The following is a 19,784-nucleotide window of genomic DNA, read 5'->3' as shown; positions in this document are numbered from 1 at the left end:
TCTCGTTTGGAAGCGCGCGCTTGTAGGGGAAGCTGGCGCGCGCCGCCAGTCTGTTGTGCGCCGCACATAAGGTCGCGGACAGCTGACGTAACAGGATATCCTGATTTTATCGTGAATTCAGCGGCTCTCCGCGAAGGTTGTGGAAAACTTTATTACAGGGCCTTGCGGGTTTGTGCGCTGCACCCTAGGTTTTTCCCATAGGACGTCCCTGACGTCCTGCCCTTCGGGGCGTTTCCTCCCCAACGAACTGGCGCGCCCGATGGCGCGCTTTTTTTGGCCGCCGCAGGCGAAGAGCAGGGAAACCACAGAAAACACCGAAGACACTGAAGGGCGCCGGCACGGTCGGCCGTCGTGGCAAATTCAGTGTTTTCAGTGTTTTCCGTGGTTCAAATCTTCGAAGGCGCTGCGCGCCGGGTCGGGCTGAGCTTTCGAGAAGCCGGGCCTCGTCCTGACCCGGCAGATCGCCCCTTCGCTCAGGCAGGATCCGGACGGCGCCTTCGGGCGCGCAGCACGGATCCGGCCGAGGCAAAGCCGCCGATCATCAGGGCCCAGGCGCCAGGTTCCGGAACGGCGGCGGCGTCCGGGGTGATCGACCAGGCCATGGTTCCGGCCTCGTTGCCTTGCAGGAATCCGGGAACCTCGAGATTGCGGCTGTCCCCGCTGTTGGCCAGGATGAATTCGTAGGGGTGGCCCGCCGTCAATCGCAGCGAACCCGCCAGCCGCAAACTGGTGCTGCCAAAGGCATATCCATCGGCGGTCAGGTCCACGACCCGGGTGATGTCGGTCAGGTCGGCGGCGGCAAGCCGCCAGGACCCGATGTCAGCCTGATTGCCGGTGAAGGCGGCCTGGAGCGCGAAATCGAGGACGCCGTCCTCATCGGCCACGAAGCGGTATTCCCAGTTGGCGCTGTATCCGGCCAGGATGGTGTTGTCGATGCGGTCCCCCCGGGACACGGTCACCCCGTCATCGGTGAAATTGACCGAGCCGGCATTTGCCGAGTCCCAATGGGCGTTTATGGCGGTATGGGATTCGGCGTTGGGCGTGCCGGCGCCCGGCGAATGATAGACCGACGCGGGCGGGCTCAGGTCACGGAACTCGGCCGGGCCGGACCACGTGTCGATCTGTGGATCTATCGCTACGCCCGCGCCGAACGCGGTGGCTTCCATCCTGCCCAGGATGACCTGGGTGGCTGACGCCGGCGCCGCTTGAAGCGTGGCCGCAAGCAGCGCGGCCGCGCCGACATAAAGCAGGCCTTGGCCGGTCAATCGTTGAGACATTGCGTACGCTCCGCGTCCTGGACTTGAATGCCTTGATGCTCAGCGCGGAGGAATCCGCCATCTCCCCTAACTCGCCCGCAGCGCGCTCCAGTCCGCCGCCGCCAGCTTGCGGGTCAGCTGCTCGATGTGCCCGCGCAGGCGCTCGAAGCCTGAGGTCCGCGCCACGGTCGCCTCGTCGAGGTAGAGGGCGCGGTTGATTTCCACCTGCAGGGCGTGGGTGCGCTTGTGGGGGCGGCCGTAGTGCTCGGTGGTATAGCCGCCGGCGTAGGGGGTGTTGCGGGCGACGCGGTAGCCCAGGGCCTCCAGTTCGCGCTCCACCCGGGTGGGCAGCACGCCGGCGCATGCGGCGCCGAACCGGTCGCCCAGCACGATGTCGCAGGGCCGGTCGCGGCCGCCCGACCGGGCCGCCGCCGCCGGCATCGAGTGCCAGTCCACCAGGATCGCGAAGCCGTGCGCGGCCTGGGCCTCGGCGATCAGGCCCTCCAGGGCGAGATGATACGGCTGGTGCGCGCCCTCGATCCGCGACCGCGCCTCGGCGAAGGTCAGCTTGCGGTGGTAGATCTCCTGGCCCTCGGAGACCACCCGGGCGATGGCGCCCAGCCCGGCGCTGACCCGGGCGGTGCGCGAGCGGGCGAATTCCGGCAGCTCGTCGGAGAACATGCCGGGATCCAGCTCGAACGGCTCGCGGTTGAGGTCGATGTAGGCCCGGGCCATGCCGGCGGTGATCAAGGCCGCGCCATGGTCGGGCGCCTGGGCGATCAGGTCGTCGACGAAGGCGTCCTCCGAGCGGCGGATCGAGACCGCGTCGAGGGCGGCGGCCGACATCATGTCCTCGGGATAGTGGCGGCCCGAATGCGGCGAGGCGAACACCAGCGGCGTCGGCGGCGCGCCGATCGGCCACGCCCGGCGAACTTCGAACGGCGCCGGGATCGGCGGCGAATCGGCTCCGGTCAGGGGATCTGCCGCGGTCATGCCGTCATAGAACGCGGCGCGGCCCCAGCGTCAAAGCGCTTCATCGCGCCTTTACTCTTCGGTAGCTAAGATGGACGGATCGCACCCAGCAGTTTGGCCCCCGACCCCGGCACATGTCCCGCATTCTCCTCGCTGAAGACGACGACTCCCTGCGAGGCTTCCTGGCCCGCGCGCTGGAACGCGCCGGTCATCAGGTGACCGCCTGCGCCGACGGCGAGGAGGCAGTGACCTTCCTCGACGAACAGTGGGACCTGCTGCTCACCGACATCGTCATGCCCGGCCTGGACGGCATCGAGGTGGCCCGCCGGGCCGCCGCCAAGCACCCGGGTCTGCGGATCATGTTCATCACCGGCTTCGCGGCCGTGGCGCTGGCCGCCGGCGACAAGGCCCCGGCCGGCGCCAAGGTGCTGTCCAAGCCGATCCACCTGCGCGAGATCGTCACCGAAGTCGAACGGATGATCGCCGCCTGACCGGGCGCGGGATTGGGGCGCGGGATTGGGGCGCGGGATTGGAGCGCCGGACCCGGGTTGCTAACGTCGGGGCCGCTCTGTATATCCCCGCCTTCCCGAAGGATGGACGTGTAGCTCAGCGGGAGAGCACCTCGTTGACATCGAGGGGGTCACAGGTTCGATCCCTGTCACGTCCACCATCGCGTCTTCCAAATCGAATCGGATATTGCCCTGAGGGGCGCGCGGTGGCGCGGCGACCGAAGCAGGGTCGCCGGAACGGGTGCGGACCTGCACCGTTGGAGGACCGGAGGTCCATCTCCAGGAGCTTGCGGCACACAGATGATCAGGCGCCCAACGTCGCGACGCGATCTCCTGGCGGGCCTGACCGCGTTGAGCGTCCTGCCGCCGGCTGGCGCGCGGGCCAGCGGCGGGCCGATCTCGCCATGGCCGGACGGCACGCGGGCAGCGGTCAGCCTGACCTATGACGACGGTCTCGACAGCCAGCTCGACTACGCCGTGCCGGAGCTGGACGGCCGAGGGCTGAAGGGGACCTTCTTCCTGACGCGCGAGAACATGGAGGCCCGGCTGCCGGAGTGGATCGATCTGGCGCGCCGCGGCCACGAGGTCGGCGACCACACGGTCGATCATCCCTGCGCGCTGGCCCGGTTCAGCGCCCGCGGCTTCGCCGACCGGGAGCTGGACCCGATGGAGGGGTTCCTGGACGCCAACTTCGGCGGCGGGCGGCCGCGGACCTACGCCTACCCCTGCGGCTATCTTGGCCTGGGCGGCGGCGGCCGGCGGCGGCGCTATGCGCGCTATCAGCGCCTGCTGCGATCGCAGTTCTCCGCCGCGCGAACGACCGCCGGGCGCGCCAATGCGCCCGCCGACGCGCTCACCGACCGGTTTCGCCTGCACGCCTTCGAACCGACCTATGAGGCCGACGGCGTGCATCCGGCCATCGCCTACCTGAAGGATGCGACGGCGCGCGGCGCCTGGGCGATCCTGGTGTTCCACGATGTCCTGCCCAGGTGGCGTTCGGAGGGCGACGCCAGCGTGGCGACCCACCGCCGGATTCTCGACGCGATCGCCGCGCAGGACCTCTGGTGCGCCCCGATGGGTGAGGTGTTCGGGCGCCTGGCGGCCGCGCGGACCTGACCCGTCTGCGCTGTTTTCGCTTGGCATCGACCGCCCCTGGGGCGGGGATGCGTCGGACAACGACTCGCCGGGACCCACGCCATGACCGCGCTCGAAACCCTCGCCATCGCCCTCTACGAGAGCGACTGCCGCCAGCGATCCGGCGACATGGCGCGGCGCACGACGCTGTCGCGTATCCGGGCGCATTATGCCTTCGCGGCCTGGACCAACCTGGCGGTCCGCGAGCGCAACGCCTGGCGGGCGCGGGCCGAGACGATGGTCGAGGAGGTCCGGACCTGGAAGTCCGACGAGGCCGCCTGGGAGGCCGCGGGCGGCGAGGCGCCAGGCTGAGCGTCAGTGGCCGAAGAGGGTGGGGAACGAGGCCTTGAACAGCGGGCGCAGGCCGCTGCCGGCGCCTGCCATCGCCTTCAGCAGGGCCAGGGTGCGGGCCGCGGCGCCGTCGAACTGGAACTGGGCGCCGTCGAATTCACAACCCTCCATCCGCGGCGGCTCGCCGCCGGCATAGATGAGGACCGCCTTGCGAAAGCGGCACCGGACGAAACTCCCGCCGTCGAGCAGGACGATCCCGCTCAGCGTCTGTCCGATGTGGTTCGCTGGTTCTTGGCTGCCATCGTGGCGCTGCCGGGCGGGTATGGAAAGCGGACTGGGCACTGAAATCTCCGAACAACCGCTACCCCAACGTCACTACCTGGGATTTTGATCCCGGCGTTCGCCTACGTCAGGTTTCCGACATTCTCGACGGCGCCCGCGCCGCTCAGAACAACCCCGCCGCCAGGTTGATGGTCAGCGCCACGATCAGAGTGTTGAACACGAAGGCGATCAGGCTGTGCAGGGTGCCCAGCCGACGCATCCGCCGGTCGGTGAAGGCGATATCGGCGGTCTGGGCGGCGACGCCGATGACGATCGAGAAATGCAGGAAGTCCCAGTAATCGGGGGCGGTGCGGCCGGGGAACTTCAGGCCGCCATGGTCGCTGCCGGTCTCCGGATCGCGGGCGTAGTACTCGTGGGCGTAGTGCAGAGCGAGGATCACCTGCATCACCAGCCACGACGCCGCCACGGTCGCCACCGCGACGGTGACGTGCAACCCCTTGAACAGGCCGTGCTCGCCCTTGGCCAGCGACAGCTCCAGGGCCGCGGCGCCCAGGCTGGCGGCGCAGGCGACCAGCACCAGCGCCAGGATCACCAGCTGGCCCTCGTCCTGGGTGGCCGCGTGGGTGCGGATGCGCACCGGTCCCTTGCCGACCAGCAGCGACAGGGCGAGCGCCAGGAACACCACGCAGAAGGTGTCCCAGCCGGCGATGGCGCAAGCCGAGAGCCGCAGGTGCGCGACCAGGCCGCAGGCCAGCCCGACCGCCAGCCCGACGCCGCTGGCGATCACCAGTCGGGGACGTGCGGCGAAGACGCGCAGGCCGACCCGCCAATGCCGCCGGCGCCGGCTCACGGTATCTTGCATGGGAGCGGCATCTCCAGGACCAGCCGGTTGCGCCCGGCGCGGCGGCGGTAGGCGGCGATGCGGGTCCAGGCCCGGATCAGGGCCAAGCCGGCGCCCCCGCCACGCTCTTCGTTCGGCCCCGCGAACACCGCCTCGCGCGGGTCGAACGGGCGGCCGGCGTCGCTGACCGTCAGCCGCACCAGGTCGCCGTCGCGCTGGAGCCACAGGGCGATCCGGCTGCCGGGGTCGGCCTGGCCGTGCTCGATGACGTTGATCAGCCACTCCTCCACCACGATGGCCAGCCGGTCGGACGCGGCGTCGCCGATCGCCGCGCGGCCCGCGAACGCCCAGGCCACCGCCAGCCCGCGCAGCACCGCGCCCTCGTCGCAGGGCAGCCGCGCCAGGGTCGCGGCGGGTCCGGAAGATGCGGAAAGCTGGTCGATGTGCGTGAGCCTGTCGCAGGAGGGCGAGTCGATATCGGCGGAAGTCTGGGCTATGGATTGATCCTGTCGCTTTTGGGGGGATGCCGCGATGCGGGCAACGATCACCATAGGATTGCTGATGGCCGCCGTGCTGTCGACGCCGAGTTGGGCGGCGGGCGAGGCCAAACCGGTCAGCATCGGCCGGGTCAAGTCGGTGATGGGGACCGCCTACATCATCCGCGGGCAGGCGCCGAAGACGCCCGTGAAGCCGACCCCCGACCAGATCGCCAAGCCCGGGCAAGTGCTGCTGCAGAGCGACATGATCCAGACCGGCAAGGACGGCAGCCTGGGGATCACCTTCGCCGACAACAGCCGCTTCGCGGTCGGGCCCAACACCAACCTGGTGCTGAGCCAGTTCGAGTTCGACAACACCACCCACCGCGGCCGCTTTCTGACCACGGTCAACAAGGGGACGGTGGCGATCAACTCCGGCCAGATCGCTCACGAGAACAAGGACGCCATGAAGGTCCGCACCCCAGTGTCGCTGCTGGCCGCGCGCGGCACCCGTTTCGTGGTCGAAGTGCCGTGAGGGTTGCAACGGCGGCCGCCATGGCCCTGGTCCTCGTCGGCTGCGCCACCGCCAAGGTCACCCTGTTGGACAACGAGCCCAGCAGCGACCCGAACGTGCCCAAGGTCGGGTCGGTCGTGGTGCTGGACCCCGAGACCGGGGTCGAGCGCGGGGTCGTCGCCAGCGCCGACACGGAAGCCAGCACCGGCGGTCACCGGATCAAGGTGCGCAAGTCCAAGCGCGGCGGCTTCGCCCAGATGTTCGGCTTCATGCCCCCGGACCCTTTCCAGGGCCAGCTGGAGTTCATGGTCGGCACCACGACCATCACGGAAGAGTCGCAGCCGGTGCTGACCAAGCTGCTCGGCCTCTGGAAACGCGACCGCGACGTCTCCGACATCGAGGTCATCGGCTATGCGGACTCCACCGGCGATCCGGCCGGGAACCTCAAGCTCTCCCAGGAGCGCGCCGACGCGGTTCGCGATTTTCTGGCCAACGAGGGGTTCGAGTTCACGGAAGGCCACAGCCTGGTCATCGGCCGCGGCGACGTCGAGGCGCTGAAGAAAAACGGCCCCGGGGTCGCCGATCCCGAATACCGCAAGGTCACCGTCGTCATTCGCTAGAGTCGATCAGGCGGCGGGGCGCCGCAGGGCCAGGACGGTCAGGTCGTCGCTGGGTTCGCCGCCGGCCTCGAAGCCGCGCACCGTCGCCACCAGGGCGTCCACCAGCCCGCTCAGCGACGCCGCCTCGGCGGCCTTGGCCACCGCCGCCCGGGTGCGCTGGGATCCGAACAGGGCCTGGCCGGGGTCCTGGGCCTCGGTGACGCCGTCGGTGAACACGATGAGGGTCTCGCCGGGCCCCAGGTGGTCGGTCTCCAGCGGGTAGGGGAAGTCGTCGATGGCGCACAGCGGCGGGCCGCCATCCAGCCGCAGGGCCCGGACGCCGCCGGCCACGTCCAGGATCACCGGGTTCTCATGGCCGGCCGAGCACAGCTCCAGCCGCCCGTCGGCCAGGTGCAGCACGCCGACCAGCAGCGAGAGCTGCATGTTCTGGCCGTTGTCCGGCGAGAGCTCGGCGTTGATGCCGCCCAGCGCCTGGGCCAGGTCCTTGTGCGGTTGCATCAGCAGGCTGCGCGACAGGGCCTTGGCGAGCGCCATGAACAGCGAGGCCGGCAGGCCCTTGCCGGTCACGTCGCCGACCACGAAACACAGCCGCTCCGTGTCCAGCAGGAACACGTCGTAGAGGTCGCCGCCCACGGCCAGCGCCGGCTCCAGCACCGCGTCGATCTCCACCCGCGGGGTGATCGCCTGCAGGTCGGCCCGGGCGATCAGCATCCCGGTCTGGATCTGGCTGGCCGCCTTGCGCTCCAGGCGCTCCAGTTCGAGGAACGAGCGCAGCCGCGCGCGCACCCGGCCGCCCTCGACGAACAGCAGCGAGATCATGGTCAGGGCCGCCACCACCGCCGGCGCCACCACCGGCGCGGGGTCGAACAGCACGCCGGCCTGGAAGGCGAACCAGCTGCCGCCCAGCGCCGCCGCCATGATCCCCACCGCCAGCATCGCGCTGGCGGTCAGCCGCAGGCGCGGCACGAACACCGCCGCCGACGCCACCAGCAGCAGCCCCGCGAGCCACTCCGCCCAGATCACCCACGGCGGCCGTACCAGGACGCGGGAGTGCAGGATCGCGTCGATGGCCTGGGCCTGGACGTAGACCCCGAAGGTCTGCGGGTCGCGCGCCGTGCCGACCACGTCGATGGCCGCGGCGCTGGTCAGGCCGATCAGCACGATCTTGCCGGTGAACTGGTGGGGGGCGACGGTCTGGCTGCGGATCTCGACCGGCGAGGTGACCTGGTCCTGCATCACGTCCAGGAAGCGCATCCGGAGCTGGCCGCTGGGCGTGGTGGGAATCCGGTGGCGGCCGATCAGCACCTCGCGAAGTCCGTGGGCGTCGCCCTCCAGCCGGATCGGCGGCTCGCCCTCGGCGACGCGCACGATCTCGAGCGCCAGGCTGGGCGTCAGGTAGCCGCCGGCCCGCGCCATCAGCGGGATGCTGCGGACGATGCCATCGCGGTCCTTGGGGCTGTTGGCCAGGCCGTGGCCGGCCCCGCGCCCCTCGATCGCCTGCACATTGGCCAGCACCTTGGGATAGGTCGGGAGGCTCGCCGGCGCGACGCCGATGAACTGGGCGGCGGGCGGGACCGCCACATTCGACTGGTCCCAGGGCGAACCGGCGCGCGCCAGCACCGAGGGGGTCCTGCCCAGGACCGCGCCGAACACCTCGTCCCCGCCGGGCAGGCCACGCAGCACCTTCAGGCTGCTGGCTGGCAGGTCCGGGAAATACTCGGCCAGCAGCGCCGGCGTCATCCGGTCCGGCTCGGGGAACAGCACGTCGAAGCCGATGGCCGCGGGGTGCTGCTCGGCGATCCGGGCGACCAGCTCGCGCATGTCGAAGCGCGACCACGGCCAGCCGCCGAACACCGCCAGGCTCTGCTCGTCGATGGTGACCAGCTGCACGTCCTTGGAGATCCGCCCCGACGACACCCGCTGGAAGAAATCGAACAGTGGCTGGCTGAGCGGCAGGCCCGGGGCTGCGGGCTGGCCGGTGTCGCGAAGCGAGCCCAGCGGCGGGATCAGCGGGGTGACCGCCACCACGGCCGCCGTCAGCAGCGCCGCGATCAGGGCGCCGATCCGGACCCTTCGCCGCGCCGCCGGATCCAGCTCGCCGAGCGCGTCAGACCGTGACCTCAAGTCCGTCATAGGCGCAGATCACCTCCAGCGCCGGACGGCCGGCGCGCACCAGTTCCTCGTAGCGGATCGTCTCGCCGTGCATGCGCTGGATGTCTTCGTCCGTATAGGTCGGCTCGTGATGGAACAGCGCCAGGCGCTTGGAGCCGGCCGCGTGGCAGAGATCGACGGCGACGATATTGGACGAATGGCCCCAGTCCTGCTTCAGGCTGACCGTGTCGCCCAGCGAGTACATGGTGTCGCAGATCACCAGGTTGGCGTCCTTGAAGAAGGTCTCGAACGCCGCCTCTGACTCCATGTTGTCGACCTTGTGCTCGGAGTCGGTGGAATAGATCACCGCCTTACCGCCGCTCTCGAACCGGTAGCCGAACGACTCGTGGGAATGGTGCTGGCCGGTCAGCGTCACGGTCAGGCCGGCCGCCTCGAACGCCTCGTTGGGCTTGTGGACGATGAATTCGAACCTGGCCTTCAGCCATTCGAACGGCACCGGGAAGGAGATCTCCTCCTGCTGGCGGCGCAGGCCCGCCTCGGCGTCGGGGTGACCGGAGTGGACGACGATGGTGGCGGTGGGATCGAAGGCCGGCCCGAAGAACGGGAAGCCCATGATGTGGTCCCAGTGCAGGTGCGACAGGAAGAAGTGGTAGACCTTGGGGTGTCCCTCGGCGGCGCGCCGGAAGGAATCGAGGCCGAATTCCCGCAGGCCCGAGCCCATGTCGCAGATGATGAACGACCCGTCGCCGCCCTCGATCTCGACGCAGGAGGTGGCGCCGCCATAGGCGCCGTAGATAGCGAAGTCCAGGTTGGCCGCCGCGAACGCCGCCGCCTCGGCCTCGTCAGCGAACGTCCGGCCGCCGGCCGCCACCAGGGCGCGGGCGATCTTGCCCTGGATCGCCCCGAATTTCTGGGCGACCGGAAGGGAGCCTCGCGTGCCCCAGAAGCGTACCAGCATCAGATCCTCCCCCTTGCCGCCGTCAGGCCGGCGTCCGAACCGCTGTCAGCCCGGCACGGCGGCCGCGACGTTGTCGACGACCTTGAATATCTTGTCGTAGCGGCTGATCTCCAGGATTTCGCGCATCTGGTCGTTGGGGGCCGCCAGGATGATGGTTACCGCCTCCGGTTTGACCGCCTCGCGGCTCGCCAGGGTCAGGGCCCGCAGGCCGCGCGAGGACATGTAGTCAAGCTTGGTCAGGTCCACGACCAGCAGGCTCAGGCCGGCGTCGCGGGCCTTGCGGACGCCGCCGATCATCTGGTTGGCGAAGGCTTCCCAGGTGGCCTCGTAGATCCGGCCCTCGACCTTGCCGACCACCTTGTCGGGCAGGGTCTCGTCCGTCCATTTCATGTCCGATTTCATGCCGCCGCCCCCGACCGGTCCGCCCGCCTCAACCTGACGGCGCCCGGCGTGGCCGTGCAATAGGATTCACGCGCCGGGCGAGGGCCGCGGCGGCCCGGCTTCGCCGCCCAACATACCTGATTTTCAAAGTTTTCCGGCGGTCCGCGCCTGCGCTGCCGCGCCACGATGCCGCGCCCCTGCAACGCGAGTGGCCGGTCGCGGACGCAGCCGTGGCGTGCAGTCGCCCGGGACGTTTTGCACCGCACACCGAAAAACAGCGCGCTTCGTCAAATCCCGACGCCTCGCCGGTCCCGGCACAGCGACGGCGTGACGGTCGCCTGGCGCACCCGATCGGCAAAAACCGGCCGCTTTGCCAATTCAGAAGTCCGGTATGTTTCCCAAGCGTAATTTTGCCGGTGCAATTCAAAATTTCCGCCGATCATCGATATGCCGGAGGGCTCTGCAATTCCGCACGTCAGATGCGGAAGCGGCCTCAGGGGGAGGATATCATGACCGACAAACACAGTTATCTGTGCGGCGGCTCTGTGCTGGCTGTCGTGCTTTCACTTGGCCTGGCGGCGCCGGCCCTGGCCCAGGGCGGCGCGGCGACAGCCACGTCCACGCCATCCGAAGTCGAAGAGGTCGTGGTCACCGGCTCCTATATCGCCGGCACGCCGGAAGACTCCGCCCTGCCGGTGCAGGTGCTCAGCGCCAAGCAGCTGGAGGAGCAAGGGTCGCCGACGATCGTGCAGCTGGTGAAGACGATCACCGCGTCGCGGTCGTCGCTCGGCGAAAGCAACCGCTATAACGGCGGGGCCGGCACGGCGACGATCAACCTGCGCGGCTTTGGCGCGGCGCGGACGCTGACGCTGATGAATGGCCGGCGACTGGCCGACAGCCCCGCCGCCGTGTTCCAGGGCGGTGGCGCGAACCTCAACTTCATCGCGACCGCCGCGGTCGGACGGATCGAAAACCTCAAGGACGGCGCGGCCGCCACCTACGGGTCCGACGCCATCGGCGGCGTGGTCAATTTCATCACCCGCAAGGACCTGGACGGACTGGAGGTCGACGGCGAATACGCGCTGATCGACAGTTCCGGCGGCGACTACAACGCCAATGCCGAATGGGGGAAGAAGTTCGAGAACGGCAACGTCCTGCTGACCGCCGGCTATCGCCACCTTTCGCGGCTGGACGTCCACGACCGCGACTGGGCCATCCAGTCGTTCGACCATGCGGGATGGGGGGCGGGAGGCTTCACCGGGGCGTCGAGCCCGCACCTGTTCCTGGCCGGCGCCCCGCTGTTCCGCGACAACGGCTGCCAGGAGCTCGGCGGCACGCTGACCAACAGTGTCACCTATGCGAATCCCTTGAACGGAACCTTGGGCAAGGGGCCACGGCGACCGTCGCTGTCCCCGTCAGCGCCCAGAGTCCGCAGGCGACCAACTCGACCTGCCGCTTCCAGTTCTCGAACTTCAACGACCTGGTCAACCGGGAGGACCACTACCAGCTCTATGGCGAGGTCAGTTTCAAATTCTCCGAAAACATGGCGTTCCACGGTGAGGTCGCCTGGACCAAGAACGACACGCCGGAGCAGCGCATCTCGCCCGCCAACCTGACGGCGGTTTATCCCTCGCCGGTCTCGATCGGCGGCACCTCGTTCTCGCCGACCGCGCCCACCGGGGCCAATCTGTCGGTGCCCTACGCCCTGGGACACGGTCATCACCGCCAGCGTCCAGGACCTGATCGACAAGGACCCGCCGTACGTCCCGAGCCAGTACAACTATGACTACACCTCCGGAAACCCGCTCGGCCGGGTGTTCGAGCTGGGGGTGAAGAAGAAGTTCTGATCCTCGGCCCGGTCCCGGGCGGGGCACGACAGGGGTGCGGCGGCCAGCGCCCCTGTCGCTTTACGCATCCCCTACGGCCGGGCGTGCTTGGGCAGGGCGGCGATCTCTTCGGCGGTCAGCTTGCGGATGTTGCGCACCGGACAGCGGTGCGGCCCGATCGGGCTGTGGGTGATGATCTCGGCGTCCAGCCCGCTGCAGATATAGTCGCTGCCGCGCGACACCAGGGCGATCTTGTTGGCCCAGTCGACATCGTCGCAGCGGCCGAACATCTCGAACTGATACACGTCCTTCACGCCCACCCGGACGTTGACGATGCGGTCGTCGCTGGACGCGAAGTTGTTCACCTGGTGGGTCCAGAAGCATTGCTTGGCCGGCTTGGCGCCCGGCTCCAGTGGGGACTTGGCGGCCGCCTGCGGGGCCGCGCCGCCTAGCGCCAGCAGGGTTGCGGCGGCGACGGCCAGGACTAACTGTCTCATGATCTCTCAGGTCTCCGGTCGTCCCCCGGTTTCCTGACTATAGAGGCCCGAGGCCGGCTTAGGAACGGCTGCGCCGTGCGGCGCGGCGGGCGAAGCGGTGCGGGGCCATCAGCTCGGCCGCCGCGGCCCCGATCGGCGAGGGCGCGCCCAGCGCCAGCGCCGCCACATGCTCGGCCAGCAGCGGGGCCAGCGAGAACCCGCGCGAGCCGAAGCCGCTGAGCACGAAGAGCCCGTCCTCGCCCAAGGACCCGGCCAGCGGCAGCCGGTCGGGCGTCACCGCCCGGATCGCGGCGCGGCCCTCCAGCGGCCCGGTCGCCAGCCGCGCCGCCAGCCCCGGCAGGGCGGCGGCCAGCAGGTCGAGGTTGCGCCGATGGTCGGCCGCGCGCAGGTCGGTCGCCGCGTCGTGCCGGTCGTGGGTGGCGCCGAACAGCAGCCCCGTCCGGGTCGGCAGGACGTAGCCGCCCCAGGCCGCGGCCGGAGCCTGTTCGCCGCCCCGGCTCCAGCTGGCCTGGCCGCGCACCGGCGCCAGCGGCAGGTCCGGCGCCAGTTCGCGGGACCCCAGGGCCGCGGCCAGGATCACGGCGTCGGCGCGGACGATCTCACCGCCGGCCGCGTCCAGCAGCCGCCAGCCGGCTCCGTCGCGGGCCAGGCTGGTCACCGTCGCCGTGTGCGTCGCCCCCGTCCAGGCGGCCAGGATCGGCGCGGGGTCCACGACCAGGGCGTTGGCCTGGTCGAGGGCGGCCGGGGCCGGCTCGCCCAGCCGCGCCGCCGCCGCCGCCGGATCCAGTATCGCCAGCGCGCCCGGCTCGAACACGTCTGAGCCGGCGATCCGCGCGAACCGCTCGGCGTCGCGGGGGTCCGCGGCCAGTTGCAGCACGCCGCGTGCCAGGACGGCGTCAGGAACGTCCGCATAGAGCTGCACGGCCCGCCCGACCGCCTGGGCGAACAGCCGCGCCGCCTCGCCAAGGCCGGCGTCCAGTCGCGGGGTGACCAGGGCGGCGGGATTGCCCGACCCGCCCGCGCCGGGGTGGGCGGCCTCCACCACGACAGCTTCCCCGCCCAGGGCGCGCACCGCGCGCGCCGCCGCCGCCCCGGCGATCCCCGCGCCGACGATGGCGACCCGGCGCCGCGGCGGGTCGGCGGCCTGGCCGGGCAGCCTGGCCTCGAGCCGCTGGCGCTTGCGCCCATGGCCGGGACGCTTTTCCACCGCGAAGCCGGCCGCCGCGAGCCCGCGCCGCACCTGGCCGGCCACGGTGAAGCTCGCCGCCCGGGCGCCGGGCGCAGAGCGGGCGGCCACCAGGGCCAGCACCTCGTCGGTCCACATCTGCGGGTTCAGGGCGGGTGAGAAGCCGTCGAGGAACCAGGCGTTCGCCGCCCCCGCCCAGCCCGCCAGCGCCTCGCCGACGTCAAGCACCGCCACGTCGAGGATCGCGCCCCACTCCGGCAGGTCGACGCGATGGCGACCCCGCGCGTAGCCCGGCCAGCAGGCGACCAGCGGCGCGACGACCTGCGCCAGCTCCGGCCAGCGGGCCAGGGCGCGGGCGGCCTCCTCGGCGGCGACCGGGAAGGCCTCGACGGAGAAGATCTGGAGCCGGCCCTCCGGCGGCCGGGTGCGGCGCCAGAGGTCGAGCAGGGCCGCGATGTTGAGCCCTGTGCCGAACCCCAGCTCACCGACCGTGAAGGTCCGCCGGCCGGCCCAGGCGTCCGGCAGGCCGCAGCCGTCCAGATAGACCGCCCGGCTCTCCGCCAGCCCGTCCTCGGCCGAGAAATAGACGTCGCCGAACCGCCGCGAGCGCGGCTGGCCGTCTTGCGTCCAGTCCAGCGGGCTTTGGCGCGGGTCCTGCGGCGCGGTCATTCGGGTATCCGGAACGAAGAAGGGCCGCCCCTGCGGGCGGCCCTTCCGTAACGCGAAGCGCGGTGCGGCGCTTACTTCTTCTCGGGCATGGCAGGCGCGGCCGCAGGTGCGGCGGCAGGCGGCGTGGTCGCCATCGCGGCGTCGGCGGCCGGGGCCTTCGAAGCGTCGGCGGCGGCGTCCGTGGCGGCGGCGGCGGCCGGCGCGGCGGCGTCGGCCGGCGGGGTGGTGGCGGTCGCGGTGGCGTCGGACGCCGACGGGGCGTCGGCCTTCTTCTGGCAGGCGGCGACGCCCAGGGCGGCGACGGCGGCGACGGCGATCAGCGCTGTGCGCAGGGGATGGCTCATAGGGGGCAGTCCTCTCGTGGGGGTGTCTCGCGCCGGTCGGACGTCCCGCCGAGCAAGTCGCCTTTGCGGAGCGCCCCCCGGCGCCGGCGCAGAAATACGCCCGCCCCCCGGAGCTCGCAAGGTCAATTATCACGAATCCGTGATCACATGTTCCGCCGGCCGTGCGACTTGGCCGATCAGGCCTCGGCGGGGATGTTCGACAGGGCCTCTTCCAGCTCCAGGAAGCTGGGCTGGGCGCCGGAGGGCACGTTGCCGCGGCCGATCTCGACCGAGATCTGGGCGGCGTTGCCGTGCAGGTGGGCGACGAGGACCGCCTGGATGATCTTGTAGAAGGCGCCTTCCTCCTCGGTGACTTCGCTCATCCGCGTGGCCATCGGCCCGACCATGCCATAGGCCAGGAACACGCCGAGGAAGGTGCCGACCAGGGCGCCGCCGATCATCTGGCCCAGCACCTCGGGCGGCTCGGTGATCGCGCCCATGGTCTTGATGACCCCCAGCACGGCGGCCACGATGCCCAGCGCCGGCAGGGCGTCGGCCAGGGCCTGCATGGCGTGCGCGGGCATCAGCGCCTCATGGTGATGCTTCTCGAGCTGCTTCTCCATCGCGTCCTCGACCTGGTGCGGATCCTCCAGGTTCATGGTCATCATCCGCAGGGTGTCGCAGATGAAATCGATGGCGAAGTGGTCTTTGCAGATCTTCGGGAAGCGCGTGAAAATCGAGCTCTCTTTCGGGTTCTCGATGTGGCTTTCCAGGGCGATGACGCCCTTGGATTTCATGGTCTTGGTCAGCAGGAACAGCAGGCTGAGCAGGTCGCGGTAGTCGCCGGCCTTCCACTTGGGCCCGCCGAACACCTTGCCCATGCCGCCGCCCAGGCCCTTTATCGTGGTCATCGAGTTGGCGACCAGGAAGCTGGCGAGGCCGGCCCCGCCGATGGCCATCATCTCGTGCGGCGCCGCCTCGATGATGACGCCCATGTTCCCGCCGGACATGATGTAGCTGCCGAACACCAGGCCGAACAGCAGCACGAGACCGATAATCTGGAACATGGGCTCCCCCGGAGAACTGCCGGAACCATCGCGGTTAATGTTTAATGGCCCGTGAGCGCGGAATGGGGGTGACGCCGACGCGGGGTGCGGCATAAGGCCGGCGGATGACCGAGGTCAGCTCCGCCCCGCCGCGCATGTCCAAGCGCACCTTCACGATCATCTTCGGCGTCTCGCTGGCGACCCAGATCGGCAACACCGGCCTGATCTCGGTGCTGCCGCCGATCGGCCGCTCGATCGGGCTGGCCGACGAGATGGTGGTCTCGATCTTCTCGCTCTCGGCCCTGCTCTGGGCCTTCACCTCGCCGCGCTGGGCCGCGGCCTCCGACCGCTATGGGCGCAAGCCGCTGATGATGGTCGGGCTGGCCGGGTTCATGGTCTCCATGGCGCTGTGCGGCCTGGTGGTGAAGGCGGGGCTGCTGCACATGGCGACGCCGCTGGTGATCTTCGGGGCCTTCCTGGTCTGCCGCGCCCTGTTCGGCGCCTTCGGCCCGGCCAGCAATCCGGCCAGCCAGGCCTATGTGGCCGAGCACACGCCGCGCGAGCGGCGCACGCAGTCGATGGCCAGCCTGGCCGGCGCGGTGGGCCTGGGCCAGGTCACCGGGCCGTTCCTGGCGCCGCTGTTCATCTTGCCGGCGGTGGGCCTGTCCGGGCCGCTGTTCGCCTTCGCCCTGATCGCCGCGGCCATGCTGGCCATCGTCGCCGCCTTCCTGCCCGAGAGCACCGTGCCGCGTCCCCAGCCGGTGGTGCGCGCGCCCGGGGACGCCAAGGACCTGCCGATGTGGCGCGACGAGCGGGTGATCCCGTTCCTGATCTACGGCTTCATCGTCGCCACCTGCCAGACCGCCCAGCAGCAGACCCTGGGGTTCCTGGTGCTGGACAAGCTGCATGTGACCCCGCTCGAGTCGCAGCGCCCGCTGGCCATGGCGATGATGTTCGGCGCCGTGGCGGGGCTGCTGGCCCAGTGGGGCCTGATCCGCATGTTCGAGATGAACCCGCGCCAGCTGCTGCGCTGGGGCGTCGGGGTGGCGGCGGCCGGCAACCTGATCGTGGCCTTGGCGCCGGACTACTTCTGGGTGGTGGCGGGCTACGCCATCGCCAGCCTGGGCTTCGGCTTCGCCCGGCCGGGCTTCACCGCCGGCGCATCCATCGCGGTCGGCGCCATCGACCAGGCCCGGGTCGCCGGCGCCATCGCCGCGGTCAACGGCATCAATGTGATCCTGGCCCCGGCCTTCATGTGGCTGTACCGGCACGTCCAGTCGGGGCCGTTCCTGCTCAACATGGCGCTGATGACGGCGCTGCTGGTCTACACCTTCCGCAACCCGCAACTGCGCAACGCCGACCCCGAGCCCGCCACCCGCGCCGACGCCACCCTGGCTACGCTGGAGCGGACTGACGAGGGGGCTTGAGCCGGGGGTTGGGGATACCGTGGAATGGCTTGGGGCCAATTGGACCTGCACCTCAGCCCCCCTGGGCCTCCGCTTTCAATCGCCCGACCATCTCCAGCGAGAGATAGCCGTCGGCGGTCAGCCCGTGCGCCTTCTGCCAGGTGCGGAGCGCGCTGCGGGTCTTCAGGCCCACGACGCCGTCGGCCCCGCCCGGATCGTAGCCCAGGGCGATCAACGCCCGCTGCGCCGTCATCCGGTCCACCAGCGCCAGCGAGGTCTCCTGCGGCCACGGCCGCACCAGCCCTGGCGCGCCCGCGAACCGGTCGGCCAGCAGGCCAACGCCCAGGGCATAGGCCAGGCTGTTGTTGTACTGGCGCAGCGCGAAATGGTTGGGGAACAGCAGGAACAGCGGCCCGCCCGCGCCGGCCGGCGCGATCAGCTGGGCCTGCGAGGTGGAGTCCACCCCCGACCAAGGCAGGCCGTCGGCGCGGGTGACGCCCCGCTCGGCCCACTCGATCGGCGTCTCGCGCGGGCCCTCGGTCAGGCTGTAGTCGAAGCCGGGGGGCGCGGTGACCTCCCGCGCCCAGCTCTGGCCGCGCACCCAGCCGGCCTTGGTCAGCAGGTTGGCGGCCGAGGCCAGGCTGTCGGCGCTGGACCCCCAGATGTCGCGCCGTCCGTCGCCGTCCATGTCCACGGCCGTCGACAGGTACATGGACGGGATGAACTGGGTCTGGCCCATGGCCCCGGCCCACGAGCCGCGCAGCTTGGCGCGCGGCTGCTCGCCGGACTGGATGATCTTCAGCGCGGCGATCAGCTCGCCCTCGGCGAACGCGCGCCGGCGGCCCTGGGCAGCCAGGGTGGCGAAGGCGCGCACCACGTCGAAATCGCCCTGGAGCGCCCCGAACCCGCTCTCCATGGCCCAGACGCCCAGCAGGATCTCGCGCGGCACCCCGAACCGGTCCTCGATGGCGCCCAGCTCCGGCATCGCGGCGCGCTTGCGCTGGCCGATCTCGACCCGCGCGGGGCCGACTACGCCCTTAACATAGTCGCTGACCGGCTTGGAGAACTCCGGCTGCACGGTGTCCAGGCTGGCCACCCGCGGGTTCGGCGTCAGCCCGGCCATCTCGCGGCTGAGCACCTGCGGCGAGATCCCGGCCGCCAGCGCCCGGCTCTGGAACTCCGCCGCCCAGGCGTCGAACACCATGTCGCCGGACGCGGTGGGCGGGGCGATCGAGGCCAGGGGCGGCGCCGGCGGCGGCAGGAGGGCGGGCGGCGCCTCGACCCCCGGCGGCGGCCGCGTCAGGGCGGGGGGCGGGGGGCCCGGGCTCGCGCAACCGGCGAGGGCGAGCAGGGGGAGGAGAACGCGGAGACGCATGACCGTTCGACTCTAGGGTGCGTCGGCGCTGGCCCCAATCACATCGCTGTCAGGGCGGCGCCAGGCGCTCGCCGAGGGGCCATCCGGTTGACTCGCTCCGGGCCGTTCCGTATATGCGCGCGCTCTTGTTCGCCACCGGCCGGTTTTCGGCCCGCTTGAAGATACGGTCCCATGAAGGTCAGAAGCTCGCTCAAGTCGCTCAAGACGCGTCACCGCGACTGCAAGCTCGTGCGCCGCAAGGGCCGAGTCTACATCATCAACAAGACCAACCCGCGCTTCAAGGCCAAGCAAGGCTGAGCCGCGCCGCCGTGGCGCCCCGGGCTGTAGTCTGGGACTTCGGCAATGTGATCGTGCGCTGGAACCCGCGCACCCTCTATTCGAAGATTTTTCCCGACCCAGTCGTGTGCGACCGGTTCCTGGCCGACGTCTGCACCATGGCGTGGCACGCACCGACCGACTGCGGCGTGACCTTCGCCGACAACTGCGCGGCGCTGAGCGCCCGTCATCCCGACCACGAGGCCGCCATCTGGGCCTGGCGCCGGCGCTGGGACGAGATGTTCTCCGGCGCGATCCCCGAGACCGAGGCCGCCATAGAGGCGCTGCACGCGTGTGGCGTGCCGCAGTACGGGCTCTCCAACATCAGCCATGAGACCCTGGACTCGACCCTGGCCATGAGTCCGGCGTTCGGCCGGCTGGCCGGGGTGATCGCCTCCGGCGTCGAGGGCCTGATGAAGCCGGACCCGGCGATCTACCATCTGACCTGCGAGCGGTTCGGCCTGGCCCCCGGCGACCTCCTGTTCGTGGACGACAGCGCCCGGAACATCGCCGCCGCCCAGGCCGTCGGCTTCGACGTCCACCACTTCACCGACCCCGCGGCGCTCCGGCCCGCGCTGGCGGCGCGGGGGTTGCTGTAGGCGCGAGGAAGTGTGGCCCGCATCCAGAAGGGTTCACCGCCAGCCTTGGCCAGATCGGTGAATCCTCTAGCCCCGCGAAGCGGTGGAGGGGGCGCCGGGCTCGCGCTGGCGCTGGCGCGGTCCTGCGACCCCCCGCCACACCGCGGACAGACGTCCGCGCGCCCGGCCTTAACGTAACGCCGGTACAGCCTGGCAC

At 70.5% G+C, this 19,784-nt stretch carries 23 protein-coding genes and 1 tRNA gene; 10 read left to right on the top strand and 14 right to left on the bottom strand.

The annotated features are described in order from the left end of the window. Nucleotides 1-473 precede the first annotated feature (473 nt). Together Q0R13_RS17740 and Q0R13_RS17735 are read right to left on the bottom strand one after the other, a co-directional pair. A complete protein-coding gene (locus tag Q0R13_RS17740) occupies nucleotides 474-1,277 on the bottom strand; it encodes a PEPxxWA-CTERM sorting domain-containing protein (protein ID WP_293906408.1) in 804 nt (267 codons plus the stop codon). 66 nt (nucleotides 1,278-1,343) lie between these two features. After that, a complete protein-coding gene (locus Q0R13_RS17735; protein WP_293906406.1) occupies nucleotides 1,344-2,249 on the bottom strand; it encodes an N-formylglutamate amidohydrolase in 906 nt (301 codons plus the stop codon). Nucleotides 2,250-2,362: 113 nt separating this feature from the next. Between Q0R13_RS17735 and cpdR the strand changes: the two genes are divergently transcribed. The 4 genes from cpdR to Q0R13_RS17715 all read left to right on the top strand — a co-directional run bounded on the left by cpdR (nucleotide 2,363) and on the right by Q0R13_RS17715 (nucleotide 4,183). After that, nucleotides 2,363-2,719 carry a cell cycle two-component system response regulator CpdR gene (gene cpdR / locus Q0R13_RS17730; RefSeq protein ID WP_293906404.1) on the top strand — a complete coding sequence of 119 codons (357 nt, stop codon included), beginning with the start codon at nucleotides 2,363-2,365 and terminating at the stop codon, nucleotides 2,717-2,719. 104 nt (nucleotides 2,720-2,823) lie between these two features. Further along, a tRNA-Val gene (locus tag Q0R13_RS17725) sits at nucleotides 2,824-2,898 on the top strand. A 139-nt stretch (nucleotides 2,899-3,037) separates the two neighbouring features. Then, complete coding sequence (locus Q0R13_RS17720; RefSeq protein ID WP_293906402.1) at nucleotides 3,038-3,853, top strand: polysaccharide deacetylase family protein; 816 nt, start codon at nucleotides 3,038-3,040, stop codon at nucleotides 3,851-3,853. A gap of 81 nt (nucleotides 3,854-3,934) precedes the next feature. Further along, entirely contained in the window at nucleotides 3,935-4,183 is a 249-nt protein-coding gene (locus Q0R13_RS17715) for a hypothetical protein (protein WP_293906400.1), read from the top strand. Between the two features lie 3 nt (nucleotides 4,184-4,186). Here the strand turns inward: Q0R13_RS17715 and Q0R13_RS17710 are convergent, their stop codons facing one another. The 3 genes from Q0R13_RS17710 to Q0R13_RS17700 form a co-directional block, all read right to left on the bottom strand. Next, nucleotides 4,187-4,504, bottom strand: a complete 318-nt coding sequence (locus Q0R13_RS17710) for a hypothetical protein (protein WP_293906398.1) — start codon at nucleotides 4,502-4,504, stop codon at nucleotides 4,187-4,189. 103 nt (nucleotides 4,505-4,607) lie between these two features. After that, nucleotides 4,608-5,306, bottom strand: a complete 699-nt coding sequence (locus tag Q0R13_RS17705) for a DUF1345 domain-containing protein (protein ID WP_293906396.1) — start codon at nucleotides 5,304-5,306, stop codon at nucleotides 4,608-4,610. Beyond that, complete coding sequence (locus tag Q0R13_RS17700; RefSeq protein WP_293906394.1) at nucleotides 5,291-5,659, bottom strand: ATP-binding protein; 369 nt, start codon at nucleotides 5,657-5,659, stop codon at nucleotides 5,291-5,293. The genes Q0R13_RS17705 and Q0R13_RS17700 overlap by 16 nt, the downstream gene beginning before the upstream one ends. Before the next feature lie 157 nt (nucleotides 5,660-5,816). Here Q0R13_RS17700 and Q0R13_RS17695 point away from each other — a divergent pair, with 157 nt between their 5' ends. Both Q0R13_RS17695 and Q0R13_RS17690 read left to right on the top strand, forming a co-directional pair. Further along, nucleotides 5,817-6,296, top strand: a complete 480-nt coding sequence (locus tag Q0R13_RS17695; protein WP_293906392.1) for a FecR family protein — start codon at nucleotides 5,817-5,819, stop codon at nucleotides 6,294-6,296. Between the two features lie 20 nt (nucleotides 6,297-6,316). Continuing rightward, complete coding sequence (locus Q0R13_RS17690) at nucleotides 6,317-6,895, top strand: OmpA family protein (protein ID WP_293906388.1); 579 nt, start codon at nucleotides 6,317-6,319, stop codon at nucleotides 6,893-6,895. 6 nt (nucleotides 6,896-6,901) lie between these two features. Here the strand turns inward: Q0R13_RS17690 and Q0R13_RS17685 are convergent, their stop codons facing one another. The 3 genes from Q0R13_RS17685 to Q0R13_RS17675 are packed head-to-tail and all read right to left on the bottom strand — an operon-like array spanning nucleotide 6,902 to nucleotide 10,355. Beyond that, entirely contained in the window at nucleotides 6,902-9,028 is a 2,127-nt protein-coding gene (locus Q0R13_RS17685) for a CHASE2 domain-containing protein (protein ID WP_293906385.1), read from the bottom strand. Next, the gene (locus Q0R13_RS17680; RefSeq protein ID WP_293906383.1) at nucleotides 9,003-9,965 is read right to left on the bottom strand and encodes an MBL fold metallo-hydrolase; all 963 of its coding nucleotides are present in this window, start codon (nucleotides 9,963-9,965) and stop codon (nucleotides 9,003-9,005) included. The genes Q0R13_RS17685 and Q0R13_RS17680 overlap by 26 nt, the downstream gene beginning before the upstream one ends. A 45-nt stretch (nucleotides 9,966-10,010) precedes the next feature. Continuing rightward, complete coding sequence (locus Q0R13_RS17675; RefSeq protein ID WP_293906381.1) at nucleotides 10,011-10,355, bottom strand: STAS domain-containing protein; 345 nt, start codon at nucleotides 10,353-10,355, stop codon at nucleotides 10,011-10,013. A gap of 407 nt (nucleotides 10,356-10,762) precedes the next feature. Between Q0R13_RS17675 and Q0R13_RS17670 the strand changes: the two genes are divergently transcribed. Then, nucleotides 10,763-11,962, top strand: coding sequence for a TonB-dependent receptor plug domain-containing protein (locus Q0R13_RS17670; protein WP_293906476.1), 1,200 nt, complete (start codon nucleotides 10,763-10,765; stop codon nucleotides 11,960-11,962). A 170-nt stretch (nucleotides 11,963-12,132) separates the two neighbouring features. Here the strand turns inward: Q0R13_RS17670 and Q0R13_RS17665 are convergent, their stop codons facing one another. The 5 genes from Q0R13_RS17665 to motA all read right to left on the bottom strand — a co-directional run bounded on the left by Q0R13_RS17665 (nucleotide 12,133) and on the right by motA (nucleotide 15,914). Then, nucleotides 12,133-12,261 (bottom strand): hypothetical protein, encoded by a 129-nt coding sequence (locus Q0R13_RS17665; protein WP_293906379.1) that lies wholly within the window; start codon nucleotides 12,259-12,261, stop codon nucleotides 12,133-12,135. A gap of 3 nt (nucleotides 12,262-12,264) precedes the next feature. Further along, nucleotides 12,265-12,669 (bottom strand): DUF6491 family protein, encoded by a 405-nt coding sequence (locus Q0R13_RS17660; protein ID WP_293906377.1) that lies wholly within the window; start codon nucleotides 12,667-12,669, stop codon nucleotides 12,265-12,267. Nucleotides 12,670-12,727: 58 nt separating this feature from the next. Continuing rightward, the gene (mnmD, locus tag Q0R13_RS17655) at nucleotides 12,728-14,524 is read right to left on the bottom strand and encodes a tRNA (5-methylaminomethyl-2-thiouridine)(34)-methyltransferase MnmD (RefSeq protein ID WP_293906375.1); all 1,797 of its coding nucleotides are present in this window, start codon (nucleotides 14,522-14,524) and stop codon (nucleotides 12,728-12,730) included. A gap of 71 nt (nucleotides 14,525-14,595) precedes the next feature. Then, complete coding sequence (locus tag Q0R13_RS17650) at nucleotides 14,596-14,868, bottom strand: hypothetical protein (protein WP_293906373.1); 273 nt, start codon at nucleotides 14,866-14,868, stop codon at nucleotides 14,596-14,598. A 176-nt stretch (nucleotides 14,869-15,044) separates the two neighbouring features. Further along, complete coding sequence (motA, locus tag Q0R13_RS17645; RefSeq protein ID WP_293906371.1) at nucleotides 15,045-15,914, bottom strand: flagellar motor stator protein MotA; 870 nt, start codon at nucleotides 15,912-15,914, stop codon at nucleotides 15,045-15,047. 104 nt (nucleotides 15,915-16,018) lie between these two features. Here motA and Q0R13_RS17640 point away from each other — a divergent pair, with 104 nt between their 5' ends. Beyond that, complete coding sequence (locus Q0R13_RS17640; RefSeq protein WP_293906368.1) at nucleotides 16,019-17,320, top strand: MFS transporter; 1,302 nt, start codon at nucleotides 16,019-16,021, stop codon at nucleotides 17,318-17,320. A gap of 52 nt (nucleotides 17,321-17,372) precedes the next feature. On the opposite strand, the gene Q0R13_RS17635 is transcribed toward Q0R13_RS17640, so the two are convergent. Continuing rightward, on the bottom strand, nucleotides 17,373-18,674 hold the full coding sequence (locus tag Q0R13_RS17635; RefSeq protein ID WP_293906366.1) for a lytic murein transglycosylase: 1,302 nt from the start codon (nucleotides 18,672-18,674) through the stop codon (nucleotides 17,373-17,375). Nucleotides 18,675-18,845: 171 nt separating this feature from the next. On the opposite strand from Q0R13_RS17635, the gene ykgO reads away from it, so the two are divergent. Both ykgO and Q0R13_RS17625 read left to right on the top strand, forming a co-directional pair. Then, the gene (gene ykgO, locus Q0R13_RS17630) at nucleotides 18,846-18,971 is read left to right on the top strand and encodes a type B 50S ribosomal protein L36 (RefSeq protein WP_293379178.1); all 126 of its coding nucleotides are present in this window, start codon (nucleotides 18,846-18,848) and stop codon (nucleotides 18,969-18,971) included. 11 nt (nucleotides 18,972-18,982) lie between these two features. Beyond that, nucleotides 18,983-19,588, top strand: a complete 606-nt coding sequence (locus Q0R13_RS17625) for an HAD family phosphatase (RefSeq protein ID WP_293906362.1) — start codon at nucleotides 18,983-18,985, stop codon at nucleotides 19,586-19,588. Nucleotides 19,589-19,784 lie beyond the last annotated feature (196 nt).

Source organism: Phenylobacterium sp. (genome assembly GCF_025351295.1).
Classification (GTDB): Bacteria; Pseudomonadota; Alphaproteobacteria; order Caulobacterales; family Caulobacteraceae; genus Phenylobacterium.
This window is presented reverse-complemented; position numbering and strand designations above follow the sequence as displayed.

Bases quoted from the DNA above. Each gene is read 5' to 3' on its own strand.
- Q0R13_RS17740 (WP_293906408.1), bottom strand. From the start codon at position 1,277: ATGTCTCAACGATTGACCGGCCAAGGCCTGCTTTATGTCGGCGCGGCC.
- Q0R13_RS17735 (WP_293906406.1), bottom strand. From the start codon at position 2,249: ATGACCGCGGCAGATCCCCTGACCGGAGCCGATTCGCCGCCGATCCCG.
- cpdR (WP_293906404.1), top strand. From the start codon at position 2,363: ATGTCCCGCATTCTCCTCGCTGAAGACGACGACTCCCTGCGAGGCTTC.
- Q0R13_RS17720 (WP_293906402.1), top strand. From the start codon at position 3,038: ATGATCAGGCGCCCAACGTCGCGACGCGATCTCCTGGCGGGCCTGACC.
- Q0R13_RS17715 (WP_293906400.1), top strand. From the start codon at position 3,935: ATGACCGCGCTCGAAACCCTCGCCATCGCCCTCTACGAGAGCGACTGC.
- Q0R13_RS17705 (WP_293906396.1), bottom strand. From the start codon at position 5,306: ATGCAAGATACCGTGAGCCGGCGCCGGCGGCATTGGCGGGTCGGCCTG.
- Q0R13_RS17695 (WP_293906392.1), top strand. From the start codon at position 5,817: ATGCGGGCAACGATCACCATAGGATTGCTGATGGCCGCCGTGCTGTCG.
- Q0R13_RS17690 (WP_293906388.1), top strand. From the start codon at position 6,317: ATGGCCCTGGTCCTCGTCGGCTGCGCCACCGCCAAGGTCACCCTGTTG.
- Q0R13_RS17685 (WP_293906385.1), bottom strand. From the start codon at position 9,028: ATGACGGACTTGAGGTCACGGTCTGACGCGCTCGGCGAGCTGGATCCG.
- Q0R13_RS17680 (WP_293906383.1), bottom strand. From the start codon at position 9,965: ATGCTGGTACGCTTCTGGGGCACGCGAGGCTCCCTTCCGGTCGCCCAG.
- Q0R13_RS17675 (WP_293906381.1), bottom strand. From the start codon at position 10,355: ATGAAATGGACGGACGAGACCCTGCCCGACAAGGTGGTCGGCAAGGTC.
- Q0R13_RS17665 (WP_293906379.1), bottom strand. From the start codon at position 12,261: ATGCGTAAAGCGACAGGGGCGCTGGCCGCCGCACCCCTGTCGTGCCCC.
- Q0R13_RS17660 (WP_293906377.1), bottom strand. From the start codon at position 12,669: ATGAGACAGTTAGTCCTGGCCGTCGCCGCCGCAACCCTGCTGGCGCTA.
- mnmD (WP_293906375.1), bottom strand. From the start codon at position 14,524: ATGACCGCGCCGCAGGACCCGCGCCAAAGCCCGCTGGACTGGACGCAA.
- Q0R13_RS17650 (WP_293906373.1), bottom strand. From the start codon at position 14,868: ATGAGCCATCCCCTGCGCACAGCGCTGATCGCCGTCGCCGCCGTCGCC.
- motA (WP_293906371.1), bottom strand. From the start codon at position 15,914: ATGTTCCAGATTATCGGTCTCGTGCTGCTGTTCGGCCTGGTGTTCGGC.
- Q0R13_RS17640 (WP_293906368.1), top strand. From the start codon at position 16,019: ATGACCGAGGTCAGCTCCGCCCCGCCGCGCATGTCCAAGCGCACCTTC.
- Q0R13_RS17635 (WP_293906366.1), bottom strand. From the start codon at position 18,674: ATGCGTCTCCGCGTTCTCCTCCCCCTGCTCGCCCTCGCCGGTTGCGCG.
- ykgO (WP_293379178.1), top strand. From the start codon at position 18,846: ATGAAGGTCAGAAGCTCGCTCAAGTCGCTCAAGACGCGTCACCGCGAC.